Origin of the sequence: Rhodococcoides corynebacterioides NBRC 14404 (genome assembly GCF_001894765.1) — a bacterium.
Classification (GTDB): Bacteria; Actinomycetota; Actinomycetes; order Mycobacteriales; family Mycobacteriaceae; genus Rhodococcoides; species Rhodococcoides corynebacterioides.
Genome location: NZ_BCWV01000003.1, coordinates 693,351 through 714,662, shown reverse-complemented (window position 1 = coordinate 714,662; position 21,312 = coordinate 693,351). Strand labels below are relative to the sequence as shown.

General features: G+C 69.9%; 17 protein-coding genes and 1 pseudogene. 11 read left to right on the top strand and 7 right to left on the bottom strand.

What is annotated here, in order from left to right; translation table 11 throughout:
• Positions 1-64 precede the first annotated feature (64 nt).
• From RC2_RS08650 to RC2_RS08630, 5 genes are all read left to right on the top strand, one after another.
• Complete coding sequence (locus tag RC2_RS08650; RefSeq protein WP_068144601.1) at positions 65-1,456, top strand: xylulokinase; 1,392 nt, start codon at positions 65-67, stop codon at positions 1,454-1,456.
• A gap of 88 nt (positions 1,457-1,544) precedes the next feature.
• Positions 1,545-2,666: a sugar ABC transporter substrate-binding protein gene (locus RC2_RS08645; protein WP_068144597.1), complete on the top strand. Its 1,122-nt coding sequence runs from the start codon at positions 1,545-1,547 to the stop codon at positions 2,664-2,666.
• Positions 2,667-2,671: 5 nt separating this feature from the next.
• The gene (locus RC2_RS08640; protein WP_068144657.1) at positions 2,672-3,466 is read left to right on the top strand and encodes an ATP-binding cassette domain-containing protein; all 795 of its coding nucleotides are present in this window, start codon (positions 2,672-2,674) and stop codon (positions 3,464-3,466) included.
• Positions 3,463-4,875, top strand: a complete 1,413-nt coding sequence (locus RC2_RS08635) for a sugar ABC transporter permease (protein WP_072681280.1) — start codon at positions 3,463-3,465, stop codon at positions 4,873-4,875. Before RC2_RS08640 ends, RC2_RS08635 begins: the two co-directional genes overlap by 4 nt.
• Entirely contained in the window at positions 4,872-5,996 is a 1,125-nt protein-coding gene (locus RC2_RS08630; RefSeq protein WP_068144591.1) for an ROK family protein, read from the top strand. Before RC2_RS08635 ends, RC2_RS08630 begins: the two co-directional genes overlap by 4 nt.
• Here the strand turns inward: RC2_RS08630 and RC2_RS08625 are convergent.
• Together RC2_RS08625 and RC2_RS08620 are read right to left on the bottom strand one after the other, a co-directional pair.
• Complete coding sequence (locus RC2_RS08625) at positions 5,993-7,483, bottom strand: mannitol dehydrogenase family protein (RefSeq protein ID WP_068144588.1); 1,491 nt, start codon at positions 7,481-7,483, stop codon at positions 5,993-5,995. The genes RC2_RS08630 and RC2_RS08625 overlap by 4 nt on opposite strands.
• On the bottom strand, positions 7,480-8,502 hold the full coding sequence (locus RC2_RS08620; RefSeq protein ID WP_068144585.1) for an NAD(P)-dependent alcohol dehydrogenase: 1,023 nt from the start codon (positions 8,500-8,502) through the stop codon (positions 7,480-7,482). Before RC2_RS08620 ends, RC2_RS08625 begins: the two co-directional genes overlap by 4 nt.
• Before the next feature lie 69 nt (positions 8,503-8,571).
• Here RC2_RS08620 and RC2_RS08615 point away from each other — a divergent pair, with 69 nt between their 5' ends.
• From RC2_RS08615 to RC2_RS08590, 6 genes are all read left to right on the top strand, one after another.
• Positions 8,572-9,594: a sugar-binding transcriptional regulator gene (locus RC2_RS08615; RefSeq protein WP_068144580.1), complete on the top strand. Its 1,023-nt coding sequence runs from the start codon at positions 8,572-8,574 to the stop codon at positions 9,592-9,594.
• Between the two features lie 7 nt (positions 9,595-9,601).
• Positions 9,602-10,951, top strand: coding sequence for an ABC transporter substrate-binding protein (locus RC2_RS08610; protein ID WP_068144578.1), 1,350 nt, complete (start codon positions 9,602-9,604; stop codon positions 10,949-10,951).
• On the top strand, positions 10,951-11,898 hold the full coding sequence (locus RC2_RS08605; RefSeq protein WP_068144574.1) for a carbohydrate ABC transporter permease: 948 nt from the start codon (positions 10,951-10,953) through the stop codon (positions 11,896-11,898). Before RC2_RS08610 ends, RC2_RS08605 begins: the two co-directional genes overlap by 1 nt.
• Complete coding sequence (locus RC2_RS08600) at positions 11,898-12,779, top strand: carbohydrate ABC transporter permease (protein ID WP_068144572.1); 882 nt, start codon at positions 11,898-11,900, stop codon at positions 12,777-12,779. Before RC2_RS08605 ends, RC2_RS08600 begins: the two co-directional genes overlap by 1 nt.
• 11 nt (positions 12,780-12,790) lie before the next feature.
• Positions 12,791-13,903, top strand: coding sequence for an ABC transporter ATP-binding protein (locus tag RC2_RS08595; RefSeq protein WP_068144569.1), 1,113 nt, complete (start codon positions 12,791-12,793; stop codon positions 13,901-13,903).
• Positions 13,904-14,007: 104 nt separating this feature from the next.
• On the top strand, positions 14,008-14,814 hold the full coding sequence (locus tag RC2_RS08590; RefSeq protein WP_245811023.1) for an SDR family oxidoreductase: 807 nt from the start codon (positions 14,008-14,010) through the stop codon (positions 14,812-14,814).
• Here RC2_RS08590 and RC2_RS08585 read toward each other — a convergent pair.
• The 5 genes and pseudogenes from RC2_RS08585 to RC2_RS08565 form a co-directional block, all read right to left on the bottom strand.
• Entirely contained in the window at positions 14,805-15,665 is an 861-nt protein-coding gene (locus tag RC2_RS08585) for an alpha/beta fold hydrolase (RefSeq protein WP_068144567.1), read from the bottom strand. The genes RC2_RS08590 and RC2_RS08585 overlap by 10 nt on opposite strands.
• A complete protein-coding gene (locus tag RC2_RS08580; protein ID WP_245811022.1) occupies positions 15,662-16,267 on the bottom strand; it encodes a TetR/AcrR family transcriptional regulator in 606 nt (201 codons plus the stop codon). The genes RC2_RS08585 and RC2_RS08580 overlap by 4 nt, the downstream gene beginning before the upstream one ends.
• A complete protein-coding gene (locus RC2_RS08575; protein ID WP_068144564.1) occupies positions 16,264-18,045 on the bottom strand; it encodes an N-acyl-D-amino-acid deacylase family protein in 1,782 nt (593 codons plus the stop codon). The genes RC2_RS08580 and RC2_RS08575 overlap by 4 nt, the downstream gene beginning before the upstream one ends.
• Before the next feature lie 214 nt (positions 18,046-18,259).
• A pseudogene (gene secA2, locus RC2_RS08570) lies at positions 18,260-20,422 on the bottom strand (accessory Sec system translocase SecA2); the annotation flags it as partial.
• Between the two features lie 70 nt (positions 20,423-20,492).
• Positions 20,493-21,308: an alpha/beta fold hydrolase gene (locus RC2_RS08565; RefSeq protein ID WP_068144559.1), complete on the bottom strand. Its 816-nt coding sequence runs from the start codon at positions 21,306-21,308 to the stop codon at positions 20,493-20,495.
• Positions 21,309-21,312 lie beyond the last annotated feature (4 nt).

Below are 21,312 nucleotides of genomic sequence, written 5' to 3'. Positions count from 1 at the left end.
CCGGAGGCCGGTCGTGTGTGACGGGTAGGCCGGTGGCTCGAACCGGTACGGGAGAGGACGAGTCGTGGCGTTGGTGATGGGTGTCGATTCCTCCACCCAGTCCTGCAAAGTCGTTGTTCGCGACGCCGATTCCGGGGAGTTGGTGCGCCAGGGCCGCGCGTCTCATCCCGACGGCACCGAGATCGATCCGGCTCGGTGGTCCGAGGCCCTCGAGGTCGCTCTCGCGGACGCGGGCGGGATGGACGGCGTCGACGCGGTGTCCGTCGGCGCGCAGCAGCACGGCATGGTGTGCCTGGACGAGGACGGTGCGATCGTTCGACCGGCGTTGCTGTGGAACGACACTCGATCGGCGGGGTCGGCTCGGGATCTGGTGGAGGAGTTCGGGGGCGGTCGGGCGTGGGCCGACGCCGTCGGGGTGGTTCCGGTCGCGGCGATCACCGCGGCGAAACTGCGCTGGCTCGCCGACCACGAGCCGACGAGTGCCGATCGCACTGCGGCCGTCTGCCTTCCGCACGACTGGTTGTCCTGGCGGCTCGGTGAAGATCGCCGTCTCGACGCCCTGGCCACCGATCGGGGCGATGCCAGCGGCACGGGGTACTTCTCGGCCGCCACCGACGAGTACCGCCGGGACCTGCTGGACCTCGCGTTCCGGGGACGTTCTCCTCACCTGCCCACCGTGGCGGCCCCGTCGGCACGCATCGGGACGACGCCCGGTGGTGCGGTGATCGGGCCCGGGACCGGTGACAACGCTGCTGCCGCACTGGCTCTGGGTGCGGGCGAGGGTGATCTGGTGGTGTCCATCGGCACGTCCGGCGTGGTCTCCGCCGTGACCACGGTGGCTCCGCGCGACGCGTCGGGACTGGTGGCAGGGTTCGCCGACGCCACCGGCCGCCAGTTGCCTCTCGTGTGCACCCTGAACGCGGCGCGCGTGCTCGACGCGACGGCACGGTTGCTCGGGGTCGATCACGACGAGCTCTCGCGGCTCGCGCTGTCGACCGAGAGCGAGGGTCTGGTCATGGTGCCGTACCTCGAAGGGGAGCGGACGCCGAACCGTCCCGAGGCGACAGGGGCCGTTCACGGTCTGCGTCTGAACAATTCGACTCCGGCGCACCTGGCCCGCGCGGCGGTCGACGGATTGCTGTGCAGTCTCGCCGACGGCATCGACCATCTTCGGGCGCAGGGAGCGACGGTGTCGCGCGTGCTGCTCGTCGGTGGTGGGGCGAAGTCCGAGGCGGTGCGGCGGCTGGCGCCGGCGATCTTCGGGATGCCGGTGGACGTCCCGGCGCCGGGCGAGTACGTGGCGGACGGGGCCGCGCGGCAGGCCGCCTGGGTGCTGTCGGGCGCCGAGGAGCCGCCGGAGTGGGTCGCGGCGGACGTGCCACGGTACGAGGCGGATCCCGTTCCGGCGGTGCGGGAGCGCTACGCCGAGGTTCGGGACCTGACCGACGGCCTGTGACCGGGGTCACGTCGAACAAGCCCTATTGCCTGGATCACACCCGAGGGAATATGTTGTGCTCCGCAACATACAACCGAAGGGACGATCGATGCAGAACACCAAGCTCGCCCTCACCGCGGCGGGCGTCGGTCTCGTCATGGCACTCACGGCGTGCGGCAGCAACTCCAGCGGCGGCGACACCGGCAGCGGAGACAGCGGCGGATCGAACAACGGCGGGACCAAGGTCGGAGTCATCCTCCCCGACACGAAGTCCTCCGCGCGGTACGAGTCCCAGGACCGTCCGCTCCTGCAGAAGGCACTCAGCGATGCGGGTCTCGACCCGATCATCCAGAACGCCGAGGGCGACACCACCAAGTTCTCGTCGATCGCCGACTCGATGATCAGCCAGGGCGCCAAGGTGATCCTGATGAGCAACCTGTCGTCGGAATCCGGCGCGGCCGTGCAGAAGAAGGCCACCGAGGCCGGCGTCGCCACCATCGACTACGACCGCCTGACGCTCGGCGGGTCGGCCGACTACTACGTCTCCTTCGACAGCACCACCGTCGGCAACCTGCAGGGTCAGGGCCTGGTCGACTGCGTCGGCGCCAAGCCGGGCGCCCAGATCATTCAGATCAACGGCTCCCCGACGGACAACAACGCCACGCTGTTCAAGGCCGGCGCACTCGAGGTGCTGCAGCCGAAGTACGACTCCGGCGAGTTCCGACTGGCCGGTGACCAGGCCATTCCCGAGTGGGACAACCAGGTCGGCGCCACCACCTTCGAGCAGCTGCTCACCGCCAACGGCGGCCGCGTCGACGGCGTCCTCGCCGCCAACGACGGTCTGGCCGGCGCCGTGATCACCGTGCTGCAGAAGAACGGTCTCAACGGCACCGTGCCCGTCACCGGGCAGGACGCGACCGAGGACGGACTGCGCGCCGTGCTGCGCGGCGATCAGTGCATGACCGTCTTCAAGGACGTCGCCAAGGAGGCGGCGGCCGCGGCCGAACTGGCCATCGACCTCGCCAACGGCGACACCGCCGCGGCCGACGCCAAGGCGACGGGCACGTCCGAGGATCCCGAGGGCAACCGTCAGGTGAAGTCGGTCCTGCTCGATCCGGTCACCATCACGCGCGACAACGTGAAGGTCGCGGTCGACGGCGGAGCCGTCACGGCCGACGCGCTGTGCACCGGCGACGTCGCACAGGCGTGCGCCGACGCGGGCATCTCCTGACCGGCATGGCAGAGACCGCCCAGGCTCCCCCGGTGCTCGAACTGCGGGAGATCAACAAGAGTTTCGGCCCCGTGCACGTGCTGCACGACGTGGACCTGACGGTCCGCGCCGGTGAGGTCACCGCCCTGGTCGGGGACAACGGCGCGGGCAAGTCGACGCTGGTGAAGTGCATCGCCGGCATCCACGGCACCGACTCGGGGGAGGTCCGTTTCGGCGGCGAGCCCGTGTCGGTGTCCAGCCCGAAGGACGCCGCGGCGCTCGGCATCGAGGTGGTCTACCAGGACCTCGCGCTCTGCGACAACCTCGACATCGTGCAGAACATGTTCCTCGGCCGCGAACGCACGGCCAAGGGGCTGCTCGACGAGGCCTCCATGGAGCAGGCGGCGCGCGATACGCTCGCGTCGCTGTCGGTCCGCACCGTGAAGTCGGTGCGGACCCCCGTGGCGGCGCTGTCCGGTGGACAGCGTCAGACCGTGGCGATCGCGAAGTCCGTGCTGTGGGAGTCCAAGGTGGTGCTGCTCGACGAGCCCACCGCGGCCCTCGGCGTCGCACAGACCCGTCAGGTGCTCGATCTGGTACGGAGACTGGCGGATTCGGGCGTCGGCGTCCTGCTCATCAGCCACAACATGAACGACGTGGTGGAGGTGTCGGACTCCGTCGCGGCGCTCTTCCTGGGTCGCATGGCGGCGCAGGTCCGGACCGCGGACGTGAAGGTCCCGCAGATCGTGGAGCTGATCACGACCGGTCGGAGCGGCGACATCGGGTTGCCGTCCGCCGAGGCGAAGGCGGTGACGATATGACCGCCGCACCGGATCAGGACCGCGCGCGTTCGGACTTCTCGATGGACACCGAGCGGCGCACGCTCGGGCAGGCCGGTCAGGACTACGTCGCGCGACTGCGCGGCGGCGAACTGGGCGCTCTTCCGGCCCTCGCCGGCCTGGTCGTCCTGCTCGTGGTGTTCTCGTCGTTGTCCGAGCAGTTCCTCACGCTCAACAACGTCGCCAACCTCCTCACCCAGGGGGCCGCGACCGCGTTGATCGGCATGGGCCTGGTGTTCGTGCTGTTGCTCGGCGAGATCGACCTCTCGGCGGGCACGGGCTCCGGCGTGGCCGCGGCGGTACTCGCACTGCACTACACCGAGGGCGGAAACCTGCTCGGCGGCATGGGAACCGGGGTGTTCTACACCTTCTGCCTCGTGCTCGTGCTCGCCGGAGTCCTGGCCGGCCTCACCCGCCTGTGGGTGGCCATCGTGCCCGCCGCGATCGCGCTGCTGGTCGCGGCGCTCGGGGTCCCGGCGAATCCCTGGATCGAGATCGTTCTCGCGATCTGCGTCGGCGCGTCCATCGGCTGCCTCACCGGTTTCCTGGTGTCGCGAGTCGGCATTCCGTCCTTCGTGGTCACCCTGGCGCTGTTCCTGGCGTGGGGCGGCGTGGTCCTGCAGCTGATCGGCGAGGGCGGCACCCTCGGCATCTCGGACAACCCGGTGCTCTTCGCCGTGGCCAACCGGTCACTGCCGGTCTGGGCGAGTTGGGTGCTGTTCGTGGTGGTGGTCGGCGGGTTCGCGGCCATCAACCTCGGGCGCCAGCGCACGCGGCTGCGGAAGGGTCTCACGGCCCCGCCGACGGCGCTGATCCTGGTGAAGATCGGGGCGCTCGCGATCCTCGCGGCGCTGGCGACGTGGGCGATGACGGTCAACCGCAGCCCCAATCCGGCGGTGCTGTCCATCGCGGGCATCCCGTACGTCGTGCCGATCGTCCTGGCGGTCCTGGTGCTCGCGACGTTCGTGCTCGACCGCACGTCCTACGGTCGGCACGTCTACGCGGTCGGCGGCAACGCCGAGGCCTCGCGGCGAGCAGGCATCGACGTCCGCCGGATCCGGATGAGCGTCTTCGTCGTCAGCTCGACCATCGCCGCGCTCGGCGCGATCGTAGCGGCCTCGAAGGTCGGGTCGGTGGATCCGCAGGCGGGCGGTGGCAACACGCTGCTGTTCGCCGTCGGTGCGGCCGTCATCGGTGGTACCTCGCTGTTCGGCGGCCGTGGCCGCGTGCGCGACGCGGTGATCGGTGCTGCCGTGATCGCGGTGATCGACAACGGCCTGCGCCTGCAGGGCCAATCGGCCGCCGTGGTGTCGATCGTCACCGGTCTGGTGCTGCTCCTCGCCGCCAGCGTCGACGCGCTGTCCCGGCGCCGCGCACCGATCGCTCGGTGAGAGACCGCTCCGCTCGTTCCGCCCTCGTCCGTGCCGTCCACCTCGGTGGCGCGCGGACGAGGGCGGACCTCGCCGAGGACCTTTCGCTCAACCGCAGCACGGTCAAGTCCCTCGTCGACGATCTCGTCGCGGACGGCCTCGTCACCGAACATCCCTCCAGCGGGGGTGGTGCGGGCCGGCCTTCGCTCGTCGTCGATCCCGTCGCCTCGGCGGTGTGGGTCCTCGCGGTGGACGCGGCCGTCGACTGGGTCACCTTCTCCGCGATCGGCTGGGGCGGAGAGACACTCGCCGAGATCGAGCACGAGGCGGGTGCCGGCCGATCGCCCGACCAATTGGTCGACCGCATCGTCGCCGCCGCCGCGGACCTGACCGCCCGCGTCGGGACGTCGCCGCGCGCGGTGTGCGTCGCGGTGCCGGGGCTGGTGCGCTCCGCCGACGGCATGGTGCGGGTCGCACCCAACCTGGGATGGCGCGACGTGCCCCTGGGACGGTCCGTCGGTGACGCGGTCGGAGTCGCCTGCGTCGTCTCCAACGAATCCGACCTGGGCGTCGTCGCCGAGCACACCCGTGGGTGCGCACGCGGTGTCGACGACGTCGTCTACCTGTTCGCCGAGTTCGGCGTCGGTGCCGGAATCATCGGCGCAGGAACACTTCTGGGCGGTTCCGGTGGGTACGCCGGTGAGGTCGGGCACATGCGCGCGACCCGCCGGGGCCGACGGTGCAGCTGCGGCAGCGACGGATGCTGGGAACTCTCGGTCGGGCAGGAAGCGTTGCGCGACGCACTGGGGCTGGCGGGCCCGGCGCGTCCCGCCGCGCTGGCGCGGGCCATCGCCGACGTCGCCGCTCGCGGCGGCACGCTCCCCGACGCGTACGTCGAGGACCTCGCCACCGGTGTGTGCACCATCGTGACGATGGTCGATCCCCGCGCCGTCGTCTTCGGCGGACTGTTCGCGGACGTGCTCGGGGTGCCGTCGGTGATGGAGCATGTCGGTGCCGCGGTGCACGACTGCCTGGTCGGCCGCCAGCAGGGCGTGGCCCTGCACGTGTCCGGCCTCGGCCGCCGCATCTCGGTCATCGGGGCGTCGGAACTGGCGTTCGCGCAGATCCTTCCGCGCCTCTAGGCGCGATCGGGTCGGTTCACGAGGTCCTCGACGACGGCACGGGCTCCGCGGGTGTGGAAGCCGTCGAGCGCGGCGAGGTAGGCGGCCGTGAAGCGCTCGTCGTCGACCAGGTCGCCGAACAGGTCCCGGTTGCGCACGAACGCGAGCGGGTCGTCGTGCTGCGATCGTGCCACCGGCACCAGCGAGTCCTTCAGCCGGTCGACGATCTCGATGGACTCTCCCTGCTCGTCGACGCCCTCGGCGTAGCGCGCCCAGCTGGCGATCACCGCGGCGGACAGCGTGATCGGACCGCCGGACTCGAGATTGGCGCGCACCACGGGCACCAGCCACTTCGGGATCCGGTCGGACGACTCGGCGCACAGGCGCGCCACGGTGTCCCGGATCTCCGGGTTGGAGAATCGCTCGATCAGCGTGCGCTTGTAGTCCGCGAGATCGATGCCGGGCACCGGCTGCAGAGTGGGCGTCGCCTCCTCGTCCATGTAGCGCAACAGGAATCGGGCGAACAGCGGGTCCTGCGTCACGTCGTGGACGAGCCGGTATCCGCTGAGGTACCCGACATAGCAGAGGGCCTGGTGGCTCGCGTTGAGCAGCCGCAGCTTCATCAGCTCGTACGGTGTGACGTCGTCGACCACCTGCACGCCGACGTCCTCGAACGCCGGCCGTCCGAGGGTGAAGGAGTCCTCGAGGGCCCACTGGGTGAACGGTTCCGCGGCGACGGGCCAGGCGTCCTCGAGGTCGTACCGCGCGGCGAGTTCGTCGACGACGTCGGGGGTGGTCACGGGGGTGATGCGGTCCACCATCGAGTTGGGGAACCGGGCGTTGTCCGTGATCCACTGCGCCAGTGCGGGATCCTTCAGTCGCGCGAACGCGGTGAAGGTCGACCGGGCGATGTGCCCGTTCCCCTCGATGTTGTCGCACGACATGATCGTGAACGGCTCGAGACCGCGGTCCTTCCGGCGGGACAGGGCCTCACAGACGAGTCCGAAGGTGGTGCCCGGCACCGCGCCCGGAGCCAGATCCGCTCGGACGGCGAAGTTCTCGGCGTCGAACTCGCCGGTGGTGGCCGAGAAGTTGTATCCGCCCTCGGTCACGGTGAGGGAAACGATGCGGGTGTCGCCGTGCGCGAGCTTCTCGATCACCGCCTCGGGATCGTCCGGCGCGAAGAGGTACTCGGTGATCGACCCGATCACCGAGGTGTCCCACGACCCGTCGGCGTGCCGGAGCGCCAGGGTGTAGAGGCAGTCCTGGGCGTCCAGGACGTCCTTCATCCGGCGATCGCCCGGGAGCACACCCACGCCGCAGATGCCCCACCGGGACGCGGACTCGAAGTCGGTGCGCAGCAGCCGATCCACGTACATCGCCTGGTGTGCGCGGTGGAAGCCGCCGACACCGAAGTGCACGATGCCGGTGGTGATCGCGGACCGGTCGTACCGCGGCACGTCGACGTCGTCGGAAAGGCGGTCGAGGGTGGCGGCGGACAGCTTCACGAGAGGGTCTCCTGACTGGGGGTCACGGTGACGACGGCCTTGATGCTGCCGTCGGTGCGGTCGTGGTTCAGTGCGTCCTCGACGTGATCGAGGTCGAAGTGGCCGGTGACCATGCTGTCGAGATCGACGCGGCCGGTGCGGACCAGGTCCAGGGCGGTGGGCCAGGTGTGGGCGTAGCGGAAGACGCCGGTGACCCAGAGCTCGCGGTTCTGGATCACCGACACCGGAAGCGGGTACTCGTCGCCGCCCATGCCCACGAGCACGACCGTGCCCGCGGGTCGCACGGCGCGTAGCCCGTCCCGGACGGCACGGGGTGCGCCCGACGCGTCGACGAAGGCGTCGACGTCCAGGCCGTGGACCGACTCGGCGGCCGGGTCGATCACGCGGGTGGCGCCGTACCGGGTGGCGCCGTCGCGTCGGGTGGTCGAGACGTCGGAGACGACGATCTCCGTCGCACCGAACGCCCGGGCGACCTGCGCGGTGAGCAGCCCGACGGGGCCGGCGCCGGCGACGAGAACCCGCGAGCCACCGGTGATTCCGGCCTTACGGGCGGTCGCGATGGCGACGGAGAGCGGTTCGATCAGCGCCGCGGCGTCGTCGGACACCGAATCGGGGACGTCGTGGGCGAACTCCGACCCGATGGTCACGTACTCGCAGAGGGCTCCGTCCACCGGCGGGGTCGCGTAGAACTCCATGTGGGGGCACAGGTTGTAGCGGCCCGACCGCGTCTCGCGGCTGTGCGGATCGGGTCGCTGCGGCTCGATGGAGACCCGCGATCCGACGCGGTCCGGGGAGACGCCGTCGCCGACGGCGACGATGACGCCCGACGCCTCGTGGCCGAGGACCAGCGGGGACTCCACGACGAAGTCCCCGATGCGGCCCTCCCGGTAGTAGTGCGTGTCCGAGCCGCAGACCCCGACGGAGGCCACGCGGATCAGGACGTCGCCGGCCGACGGGGCCGGGACGGGCCGCGTCTGCGCCTCGAGATGCCCGGGCTCGGTGAGAACTGCAGCACGCATGGACTCGACTGTTGTGTGGATCACACCTCGATGTTAGCGTAAGTGAGCAGATGAACACTAGGTGAGCAGATGCTCACCCCGACGGTCGGGAGCGACATCGTGACGACGCCGAACGGGAGCGACGAGCTGAGGCTCGCGCTGCGTGCGGCGACGATGTACCACGTCGAGGGCGCGACCCAGGCGGAGATCGCCGCCAAGCTGGGCGTCTCCCGGCCCACGGCGGGTCGGCTGGTCGCCCGCGCGCGGGCGAACGGGCTGGTACGCATCGAGATCCACGTTCCCGAGGAGATCAGCGGGTCGGTACACACCGACCTCGAACGCCGACTCGAGGAGCGGTACGGACTCGACGAGGCGCTGGTGGTCACGTCGAGCATCGACGACGCCGGCGGGCGATACGACGCGGTGGGCCGAGCAGCAGCGGGGGTTCTCACCCGGCGCGTGCAGCCGGCACACACCCTCGGATTCACCTGGGGGCCGGAGACGGTCGCGGTGGCACAGGCGCTGCAGGGCCGAGGCAGTCGGTGCGCCCGGGTGGTGCAGTTGGACGGGTCCATGAGCACGGCGGACTACCAGACCGGGGTCGACTTCGTGCTCGCGCGCTGCGCCGAGCAACTGCAGGCGACGCCGATGCGGCTGAACGCCCCGCTCTACGCCGACCCCGCGACCGTCGTGGCACTGCAGCAGGATTCGCTGATGTCCCGCGCGCTCGACGCCGGCCGCACCGCGGACCTCATGTTCTTCGGCCTCGGCCCGGTCTCGACCTCGACGACGCTGTTCGAGGGCAGCTTCCTCGACGCGGATCTGCTGGTCGAACTCGACCGCCTCGGCGCGGTCGGCGAGATCGGCGGGCGGTTCTTCGACGCCGACGGCGCCGACGTCGGCGGCTCGCTGGCCGACCGCACCGTCTCGGTCCCGCTGGACGACATCCGGAACTGCGCCACCACTCTGCTCATCTCCGGCGGCGCGCGGAAACACGCCGCCGTCCGGGCCGCTCTGCGCGGCCGCCTGGCCACCGTCCTGGTGACCGATATCGCCTGTGCTCTCGACCTTCTCGACGAGCCCGGCAGCACCCCCACGAAGGAATCGAGGTAGTACCGACGTGACATCACGATTCGTCCCACTCGTCGCCCTCGCCGCAGCCACCGTGCTGACGGCGAGCGGTTGCGCGGGCGCGGGATCGTTCGGCGGTGACGGTGACGGCACGACCATCACCGTGGCCATCGTCTCGAACTCGCAGATGTCCGACGCGATCTCGCTCGCACCGGAGTTCGAGGCCGAGAACCCCGGTGTGAACCTGAAGTTCGTGTCCCTGTCCGAGAACGAGGCCCGCGCGAAGATCACGGCGTCGGTGGCCACGGGCGGCGGTGAGTTCGACGTGGTCATGATCAGCAACTACGAGACGCCGCAGTGGGCCGAGAACGGGTGGCTCACCAACCTCTCCGAGTACGCGCAGGCCACCCCGGGCTACGACGAGGACGACTTCATACCGTCGCTCAAGGAGTCGCTCTCCTACGAGGGCAGCATGTACTCGGTTCCGTTCTACGGCGAGTCGTCGTTCCTCATGTACCGCAAGGACCTGATGGAGGAGGCGGGCATCACGATGCCGGCCGAGCCCACCTGGGATCAGGTCGCCGAGGCCGCCGCGGCGCTCGATCGTCCTGGGATGTCGGGTATCTGCCTGCGCGGCAAGCCCGGCTGGGGTGAGGTGCTCGCCCCGCTCAACACCGTGATCAACGCGTTCGGCGGACGCTGGTACGACGAGAACTGGAACGCACAGCTGGACAGCCCGCAGGTCGAGCAGGCCGTGCAGTTCTACGTCGACCTGGTGCGGGCACACGGGCAGGCCGGTGCGGCGACGAGCGGCTTCAGCGAGTGCGGAACGCAACTCGCCCAGGGCAACACGGCCATGTGGTACGACGCCACCTCGGCGGTGTCGGTCCTCGAGGATCCGACGTCGAGCACCGTCGTCGGCAAGATCGGCTACGCGAAGGCGCCGTCGGCGGTCAAGGGCGACAACGGGTGGCTGTACTCGTGGGCTCTCGGGATCCCGACGACGTCGGAGAATCCGGACGACGCCTGGAAGTTCGTCTCGTGGATGACGAACAGGGAGTACCTGCAGAAGGTCGGCACCGAGCTCGGGTGGGAGCGCGTGCCGCCGGGAAGTCGGTTGTCCACCTACGAGATCCCGGAGTACCAGGAGGCGTCGGCAGCGTTCGGTCAGGTGACGCTGGACTCGATCAACGGGGCCGATCCGCAGGATCCGACGGTGGACCCGGTGCCCTACACCGGAGTCCAGTTCCTCACGATCCCCGAGTTCCAGGATCTCGGCACGCGGGTCAGCCAACAGATCAGCGCCGCCGTGGCAGGACAGATCAGCGTCCGGGACGCGCTCGCTCAGGCGCAGCAGTACGCCGAGGTGGTCGGCAAGACGTACCAGGAGGATCAGTGATGACCACGACCGAAGTCGGCTCGGCGAGAACCGAGTCCACCGTCGTTCCGCGAGAACGGGTGATCTCGAAGGCCGAGGGGTGGCGCCGCCGCGGACCTCTGCTGCCCGCCATGGTGTTCGCGATCGTCGTCACGCAGATCCCGTTCCTGTTCACGCTCTACTACTCGACGCAGTCGTGGAACCTGGTGCGCCCCGGATCACGAGAGTTCAACGGCCTGAACAACTACGTCGACGTGTTCCGGGACAGCCAGTTCCGGACGGTCGCGTTCAACACCGTGATCATGATCGTGGGCACGGTGCTCATCTCGGTGGTGCTGGGTCTGGCGCTCGCACTGCTGCTCGATCGGAAGTTCATCGGACGCAGTCTCGTTCGGACCCTGCTCATCACCCCGTTCCTCGTCACCCCGGTCGCCGGCGCGCTGATCTGGAAGACCACCATGTTCGACCCGGTGTTCGGCCTGATCAACTTCGTCCTGAGTCCCTTCGGGGTGGGCGAGATCGACTGGGTCTCGCGCTTCCCGCTCGCCGCGGTCATGACCAACCTGGTCTGGCAGTGGACCCCGTTCATGATGCTGCTGATCCTCGCGGGTCTGCAGTCCATGCCGAAGGACATCGCGGAGGCCGCGCGGGTCGACGGCGCCGGGCCGGTCGCCCTGTTCCGCGAGCTGACGCTGCCGCACCTGCGGCGCTTCATCGAACTGGGCGCGGTCCTCGGCGCGATCTACCTCGTCAACACCTTCGACGCCGTCTACATGATGACGTCCGGTGGCCCGGGCGTCGCGTCGTCGAACCTGCCGTTCTACATCTACCAACGGGCGTTCCTCGGCTTCGACATCGGGCAGGCCGCGGCCATGGGCGTCGTCACCGTGGTGGCCACCATCGTCGTCAGCACCCTGGCGCTGCGACTGATCTTCACGAGCTTCAGCGGGAAAGAGGAGGCGGCCTGATGAGCACCACCACCGAGCGGGGCACCGACCGGAATGCCCCGAGCACGCCTGCCCCGGTGTCCCGCAAGCGGACATGGGGACCGGGGTCGATCTGGTCCCTCGTCGCCTGGATCGCCGGCATCGCCTTCTTCTTCCCGGTGCTGTGGATGGTGATCACCGGGTTCAAGCAGGAGGCGGACGCCTACACCTCCACCCCGAAGATCTTCTTCACGCCCACCCTCGACCAGTACCGCGGGGTGCTCGAGAGCGGGATCGGCACCACGCTCGCCAACTCCGCGTTCGCCACCGTGGTCTCGACGCTTCTCGTTCTCCTGCTGGGAGTTCCGGCCGCGTTCGCGTTGTCGCTGCGTCCGGTGAAGAAGACGCAGGACGTGCTGTTCTTCTTCATCTCGACCAAGATGCTCCCCGTCGTCGCGGCGATCGTGCCGTTGTACGTGATCGTCGGCGACATCGGTCTGCTGGACAACATCTGGGCGCTGATCATCCTGTACACGGCGATGAACCTGCCGATCGCGGTGTGGATGATGCGCTCGTTCTTTCTCGAGGTGCCGAGCGAGCTGCTCGAAGCCGCGAGCATGGACGGGGCCTCGCTGTGGACGTCGGTGCGAGAGGTCATCCTGCCGCTGGTCTCCCCCGGAATCGCGGCGACGTCGTTGATCTGCGTCATCTTCTCGTGGAACGAGTTCTTCTTCGCCGTGAACCTCACCGCCGTTCAGGCACAGACCATTCCGGTCTACCTGGTCGGCTTCATCACCGGGCAGGGCCTGTACTGGGCCCAGCTCTCCGCCGCTGCGACGTTCGCAGCCCTTCCCGTCGTCCTCGCCGGATGGTTCGCGCAGAACAAGCTCGTGCGCGGCCTGTCCTTCGGCGCCATCAAGTAGGAGAAACGATCATGGCTGCAATCTCGTACAAGAACGCGTCCTGCATCTACGAGGGCGCGGACAAGCTGGCCGTCGACTCGCTCGATCTCGACATCCAGGACGGCGAGTTCGTCGTCCTGGTGGGGCCGTCGGGGTCCGGCAAGTCCACCGCGCTGCGCATGCTCGCCGGCCTCGAGGAGATCGACGGCGGCGCCATCGAGATCGGCGGGAAGAACATGGTCGGCGTGCCGTCCAAGGATCGCGACATCGCGATGGTCTTCCAGAACTACGCGCTCTACCCCAACAAGACCGTCGGAGAGAACATGGGCTTCGCGCTCAAGATGCGCGGCGTCGGTCTCGAGGAGCGCAATCGCAAGGTGCAGGAGGCCGCGAAGCTGCTCGACCTCACCGAGTACCTGGACCGCAAGCCCGGCAAGCTCTCCGGTGGTCAGCGTCAGCGCGTCGCCATGGGCCGGGCGATCGTGCGCGAGCCGCAGGTGTTCTGCATGGACGAGCCGCTGTCCAACCTCGACGCCAAGCTCCGCGTGCAGACCCGCACGCAGATCGCGGCCCTGCAGCGCCGCCTCGGCACCACCACGGTGTACGTCACGCACGACCAGGTCGAGGCCATGACGATGGGCGATCGCGTCGCGATCCTCAAAGACGGTCGCCTGCAACAGTTCGCGTCGCCCACCGAGCTGTACGACCACCCGGTCAACGCCTTCGTGGCCGGCTTCATCGGCTCGCCCGCCATGAACCTGTTCACGGTGCCCGTCGCGTCCGGCGGGGTGCAGGTGGGCGAGCGCCTCGTGGCACTCGAGCGCGATCAGCTGACCGCCATCGCGGCGGCCGGTCTGGACGAGGTGACCCTGGGGCTGCGGCCCGAGCAGCTCGAGATCGGCAGCGCGGACGACGACGGGTTGCTGGTGCAGGTGGATCTGGTGGAGGAGCTGGGCAACGAGAGCTACCTCTACGCGAGCTTTCCCGACCGGGAGATCCGCGCGGTCGACGGCACCTCGGCCACCATCGTCGCGCGGTCCCCGCAGCGGGCCCCCGCGCGCATCGGCGACACGGTGACGCTCCGCAAGCGGGAGGGCACGGCTCACCTGTTCCATCCCGAGACCGGTGAGCGCATCGGGGCGTAGAAGTCGGCGCGAGTTCTGCCACACGATCGGATGCCGATCCGCGAATCCGCGGAATCCGCGCCGATCGTGTGGCGATACTCGCGTGGTCTGGTGTACTGGCCGGCGTGAGCGTGCGTGATCCGTACCCGTTGCTCGGTCGCACCGCCGTGGTCACCGGGGTGAGTCGACGGGTGGGGATCGGCCACGCCGTGGCCCGCCGGCTCGCGGAGTGCGGGGCGAACGTCGTGTGCCACCACCACGCGCCCCACGACGACGAGCAACCCTGGGGTGGCGACGACGTCGCCGCGGTCGTGGACAGCGTGCGTTCCCGGCTCGCGGCGGGAGCCCGGCTCCTGGACGTGTCCGGCGACCTCACCGATCCCGGTGCGCCCGAGGATCTGATCGACCGCGCCGCAACGGAATTCGGCGCGGTCGACATCCTCGTCTGCAACCAGGCCCTGTCCGGCTCGGACAGGCCGCTCGGCGCACTGACCGCCGCCGCGCTGGACCGACACTTCGCGGTGAACGCGCGCACGTCGATCCTGCTGGCCCAGGGCTTCGCGGCCCGTCACGTCCCGGACCGACCCGGCTCGATCGTCTTCCTCACTTCCGGCCAGCACCTCGGACCGATGCCCGGTGAGATCGCCTACGCCGCGGCCAAGGCGGCGTTGGCCGGGGTGACGGCGACCGTCGCCGACCAGTTGGCCGACGCCGGGATCCGGGTCAACACCGTCAACCCCGGCCCCACCGACACCGGCTATCTGTCGCCCGCCGCCCGCGCCGCGGTCGCGGCGCGTTTCCCGACGGGCCGCATCGGATCACCCGACGATGCCGCCCGGCTGATCGCCTGGCTCTGCACCGACGACGCCGCGTGGATCACCGGACAGGTCATCGACTCCGAGGGTGGGTTCCGGCGCGGGCCCTACGCCTGACCGAGCAGCAGCTCCGCCGCGTCGTGCGGGTGGGTCCAGGGCCACCAGTGTTTGGCCTCGACCCGCACGATCCGGAGATCGGGTGCCCACCGCTCCACGTCCTGGACGAGGTCGGGGGAGAGGAAGCGGTCCCGCCGCGGGACGACGATCGTCGTCGGCACCTCGCACCGTGGCTCGGGACCGGAGATCATGCGTCGAACGATGTTGGCGCGGTACAGCTCCACGCCGCGCGCCATGTTCTCGGGAGTGGCCGCGGGGGCGGGATCGTTCGGCCCGGCCTTCACGAACGCCGTCGGCACGTACTTGCCCAGCACGGGAACGTGGAAGCCCCAGATGTACCAGGATCGACCCAGCTGACCGAGCAGCGATGGCCACTGCCAGGGTCGCAGACCCCGCCGACGCGAGACCCCTCGCAGATGATCGATGCTGGGGCCGGACACGGAGGTGTAGGAGGCGACATCGGCGCGAGCCCGACTGTCGCGCAACGGCTCCCACATCTGAACCGAACCCCAGTCGTGTGCGAACACGTGGACCGGGCCGGTGCGATCCGGGATCGAGTCGACCACCGCCCAGAAGTCCTCGGCCAGCAGTTCGATGGCGTAGGACGACGTGCGGTCCGGAACGTCGACGACGGTGTCGCCGCCGCCGCGGGTGTCGTACGCGATCACCCGGGCGCGGTCGCCGATCGCAGCGATCAACGGCTCGTACATGCGGTGGTCGTCCGGATAGCCGTGGACGAGAACGACGGTGGTGTCCGCGTCGCGGTTGCCGTACTCGAAGACCGCGACGGTGGCGTCGGTGGACCGTGCCGTCCACTGTGTGTGGGGTCGGGGTGATTGCTGTCGGCTCAACTCGCCTCGCTCCGTCGATGCATCGCGTCGCCGCGCAGCAACCGGGCGACCAGGTCGAGCCGGAGCTGCTCCTGCTCAGGTTGCGGATGCACGACGGCGGAGAGGGCCTCCCCGTCGAGGAGGAGTACCACCGAGAAGAGCACGGTATCCACCTCGGCCGGGGCCAACGTCCCGGCGATGGGCAGGGTTCGGCCGAGCGCGACGATTTCCGCGTGATAGCGCTCCGTGAAGGGCACGAGCCGCTCCCGCAGCTCTCGATCACTGCGCGCTGCGATGAGCAACTCGTACCAGGCGCCGTTGATCGGGGCGCGGCACGCCGCCCTCAGCAGGGTCAGACAGTGTTCGACCGACGCCGACCCGAATGCCGACAGGCCCGTGCGGAACTCCTCGAACTGCCGTCGACGCACCTCGTCCGCGGCGGCCACCATCAGATCGAGCCGGGTGGGGAAGTGCCGGAACAACGCGCCCGAGGACAGGCCGGCGCGAGTGACCACCTCGGTCACCGTCGTGGCGGCATAACCCTTCTCGCACAGCGAGGCGATGGCGGCGTCGACGAGCTTGCCGACGGTCGCGGTCCGGCGTTCCTCCTGGGTCCGCCTCACACCGCAGCCGATCGCCGGGTGATACCTGCAGCGGGCGTCCGGATTCCCGCGCGAAGGAACTGCCCGGCGCGCTCGGAGACGCCGAACCACGACGCGAAGCGTCCACCGCGGTAGACCACCCGGCCGCCGACGAGCGTCGCGGTGACCGCGTCGTCGTTGCGGTTCACCATGCGGCTCAGACCGCCGAACTCGGGCATGGTCTCCTCGTTGTAGGCGTCCACCTCGTCGGTCAGACCGGCCGGGTTCACCACGACGATGTCCGCCCGGTCCCCGATGCGCAGGTGTCCCGCGTCGACACCGTAGAAGTCCGCCAGTTCGCCGCTCAGCTTGTGCGCGGCCTGCGCGACGGTGAGGAAGCCCTCCCGCGCGTCGTGCACGCGCCGCAGCAGGCGGATGCCGAAGTTGTAGAACGCCATGTTGCGTAGATGCGCTCCGGCGTCGGAGAAGCCGACGGTGACGCCCGGTCGGGTGATCAGCTTGTCCATCTGCTTGCGGCGATGGTTGGCGATCGTCGTGTGCCAGCGCAGCTTCCGCCCGTGCTCGACCACCAGGTCGAGGAACGCGTCGACCACGTGGATTCCGCGTTCCGCGGCCACCTCGGCGATGTTCTTGCCCACCACGGACGCGTCGGGGCACTCGGTGATCTCCGCGTCGGCGAAATCTCGGTGCCACACGCGGGAGGAGAACTTCTTCTCGAAGTCCGCGCGGAACCACCGGCGGTATGCCTCGTCCTGCAACAACTCGTTGCGCCCCAGCTCTTCTCGCAGATGCAGCGCAGCACGGCCGGATCCGAACTCCTCGAAGACCACCAGGTCGATGCCGTCGGAGTAGACGTCGAAGGTGGTCGGCAGGTGCTGCCAGCGGAAGTCGCCGCGGCCGGGCCCGTTCACCAGTGCTGCGAGGGGGCCGAAGATGTGGTGGATCCAGGGCGACGCCTTCGCATCGGCGGCCGCCAGCAGGGACACCTTGAGCGCCTTCCGTCCGAGGCCGGTGGCCGCGCCGAGGAAGAAGATCATGTCGTACTTGGTGTTCAGGTTCGGGATCGACTGCAGGAGCCGACCGCGGCGACGCAGAATGCGGTGCAGCCGGCGGAATTCCGACCACGATGCGTACGACGACGGCAGCGAACGCGAGCGGTACCGGTCGCCGTCGAGTTTGTCCCACGGGTTGGTCATGGTCGACATGCCGAGCAGGCCGGCGTCGAGTGCGCGTTCGAGCGCCTCGGCCATCTGCGCGCTCTCCTGGCGGGTGGGCCGCTGGCTCGGGTCGGTCGAGCGGTCGAGGCCCATGACCTTGGCCCGCAGGTCCGAGTGGCCCACCAGCGCGGCGATGTTGGGGCCGAGGGGAAGTCGCTCGAGCGCGGCGATGTACTCCTCGGGGCTCGTCCACGTCTTGTGGGTGTCGACGGCCTTGAGCACATGGTCTCGGGGCAGTGCCTCGACCCGGCTGAAGAGGTCGGCGATGTCGACGGGCGTGGAGTACAGGGTGGACAGCGAGCAATTGCCCAGCAGGACCGTCGTCACGCCATGGCGGACGGACTCGGTGAGGCCGGGGCCGACGAGCACCTCGGCGTCGTAGTGCGTGTGCACGTCCACGAAGCCCGGCATCACCCACTGACCGGCGGCGTCGACCACCTCGGTGTCGGGGCCGGGCTCGAGCGGGGTCGACGACACCGCGCGGACCTCCCCGGCGGTGATGCCGACGTCGGCGCGGACGCCGGGTCCGCCGCTCCCGTCGAAGACCGTGCCGCCGGACAGGATGACGTCGTAGCCGCTCATGTGACCTCCATCACGTGGGATGGCGTCACGCTACAGAAAGAGAGTGCTCGCTCGCAATGGTTCGGCGAGACCGACCGGCCGGCGGCATGCCTCACTGCACACACGTCACCTCGAACGGCGGGATCCCGTCGATCGGGCGTACCTGTGTGCTCCGACGCAGCACGGACCAGCCGGGACGGGCCGCTCAGAACAGGGACGGGCGCTCCGACTCCCGCACGTAGGTCCAGGTCGACGACGGTCGGACCAGACCCAGCGACTCCAGGTCCACCCCGTCCGGACCGATGTCGGCGGAGCGGAAGGTGCGGTCCGACTCGTCCAGAGCCCGCGACTGCACCTCGGCGAAGGCGTCGATCGCGATGCGGTGGAACTCGTCGAGCGGGTTCTCCCGGCCGAGGGCGCGCAGGTGGATGCTCTCCCGGACGTCGGCGAGGTGGGCCAGGTAGTCGCTCCAGGCGCGGTCGAGGTGGTGCAGCACGATCCGCCGTGCCGCGACGACGAGCACCTCGTGCGCCACGTCCTCGGCGAGTTGCTCGGCCCGTTCCGGGTTGCGGCCGGCGAGGAGGTCCCACGCCTCGTCCGTGGTCAGAAGGGCGTGACGACGGGTGTCGAGGATGTCGCGGTGCTGTGCCGTGAGGCGGTTGTAGCGCCACGTCGAGGAGTGGGTGGCGAGCATCGCGCCCTCGGCGATGCGCTGGGCGTGGTCGATGCGAGACGCCGCGGCCGACGCGGAGACGAAGCCCGACGCGTCGGGGGTGCCCGGCCGGTCCTTGGCGTCGAGGAAGGAGGTGACCAGGGGGTCGTCCCAGGAGGCGAAGAACACCGACTCGCCCGGGTCGCCCTGCCGGCCCGCGCGCCCGCGCAGCTGGTTGTCGAGGCGCTCGGTGACGAAGCGCCCGGTGCCCACCACCAGCAGGCCGCCGAGTTCGCGCACGCCCTCGCCGAGGCGAATGTCGGTGCCGCGCCCCGCGATCTGGGTCGAGACGGTCACCGCCCCGCGTTCCCCGGCGCGGGCGATGATGTCGGCCTCCTCGGCGTCGTTCTTGGCGTTGAGCGTGGTGACCGGAACTCCGTGTGCCGCCAACCGCTCCGACAGTGCCTCGGATTCCGCCACGTCGTGGGTCCCCACCAGGACGGGCCGACCCTCGGCGTGGGCCTCCGCGACCGCCGCGACCACCGCCGCGGTCTTCTCGGGCGCCGTCGCGTAGACCCGGTCGGGTCGGTCGAGGCGGATCAGCGGCTCGTTCGGCTCCACCACCGACACGCCCAGCCCGTAGAACGTCCGAAGCTGTTCTCCCGCAGCGAGAGCCGTGCCGGTCATGCCGCACACCCGCCGGTAGCGCCCGATCACGGCCTGCACGGTGATGCTGTCCAGGATGCGACCGGTGTCGGTGCGGCGCAGTCCCTCCTTGGCCTCGACCGCCGCCTGCAGACCGTCGGGCCAGCGTTGCAGATCTGCCACCCGCCCGCGGGACGCGTCGATCAACTGCACCCGGCCGTCGCGCACGATGTAGTCGACGTCGCGGCGCAGGAGCACCTGCGCGTGCAGCGCGAGATTGACTCGCACCAAGGTGGTTCCGACGTGCTCCTCGCTGTAGAGATCGATGCCGCCCAGCGCCGCCTCGACCTTCTCCGCCCCCGCGTCGGTGAGGAAGACGGTGCGGCGCTCGGCGTCCGTGGCGTGGTCGGTGTCGGGATCGAGCGTGCGCACGGCCGCCAGGACGTCGTCCGCGCCGCCGTCCTGCTCGGTGCCGCCGGCCAGGACCAGCGGCACCAGCGCCTCGTCGACGAGGACCGAATCGGCCTCGTCGACGATCGCGACGTCCGCGGTGGGGGCGACGAGGTCGGCGGGGTCGTCCACCAGATGGTCACGGAGAACGTCGAATCCGATCTCGTTGACCGACGCGTAGGTCACTGCACAGGCGTAGGCGCGGCGCCGTTCGTCGGCGGTGGAGTCCGCGGTGATGAAGCCGACGTCGATGCCCAGGGCGCGGTGGAACGGCTCCATCCACTCGGCGTCGCGCCGGGCGAGGAAGTCGTTGACGGTCACCACGTGCACGCTGCGCCCCTGCAGGACGTACCCGGCCGCCGCGATCGCCCCGGCCAGCGTCTTGCCCTCGCCCGTACCCATCTCCACCACGTCGCCCTCGAGCAGGCGCGTGGCGGCGTAGAGCTGCGTATCGAACGGGCGCAGTCCGATCGCGGAGTCGGCGGACTCCCGGGCGAGAGCCAGGAACTGCGGGAGGTCGAACCGGTCGCGGAGCGCGTCCGCGGTCACCGTGTCGACGTCGACCGACCCGGAGTCCGCCACCGCCCGGCGCGAGCGCGTGTGCCCCTTCGCGACCGACCGACCGAGCAAGGACCAGAACCGTGACGCCATGACGTCAGGCTACCGACGGTCAGGTGCGGCGGCGGCGGTCAGTCGGTGCACCGCGTCGGCCGACCCGTCGTCACGAGACGGCCGAGTCGAGTGACGTGATGCGATCCAGCCAGTCACGCGTGAGGTCGACGGACTCGGGGGCGGCCACCGCCGTCGCGTGGTCGTGGCCCGGCAGTTCGACGTACTCGGCGCCGGGGACCAACGCGGCCGTGCGCCGCGTGTCGTCGATGCGCTGGACGTCCCGAGAGCCGACCGAGAACAGCATCGGAATCCCGAGGGTGCGGACGGCGTCGTCGCTCAGGCCGGGGTCCGCGTCCGACGCCCGGAAGTAGGCCGCGAGAGCCGCGGAGTCGTTGCGCAGGAACGCCGCTCGCGTTCCCGAGTCGACCGGGAACCGGCGGCGCGCCGCCCACTCGTCGACGAATCCCGCCATACCCCGCTCGGCCAGGACGTCGGCGCTGCCGTCGAAGAACAGGCCGTCGAGCGCACCGCGTTGACTCCCCGCCCCGGCGCCGCCGATCAGCGCCGACGCGACCCGGTCCGGATGCGCCACCGCCAGGTGCAGGCCCGAGCGGCCCCCGAACGAATAGCCGACGTAGTGGACCGCCCGAACGTCGACCGCGTCGAGCACCGCCACCAGATCCGCGGTGACGCGGTCCATCCGGTACGCGTCCTCGCTCCGAGGCGCATCGCTGCGCCCGTGGCCGCGCTGGTCGACCAGAATCACCCGGTACGTCTCGCGCAATGCCCGCACGTACCCGAACGTGCGCCAGATCTGGTGCGAGAGCAGGCTGCCGTGCACCAACAGCACCGGGGGGCCGCCGGGTGCGCCGGTCACCGTGTAGGCGATGCGCGTGCCGTCGACGGGGTTGATCGCGAAGTCCACGGGG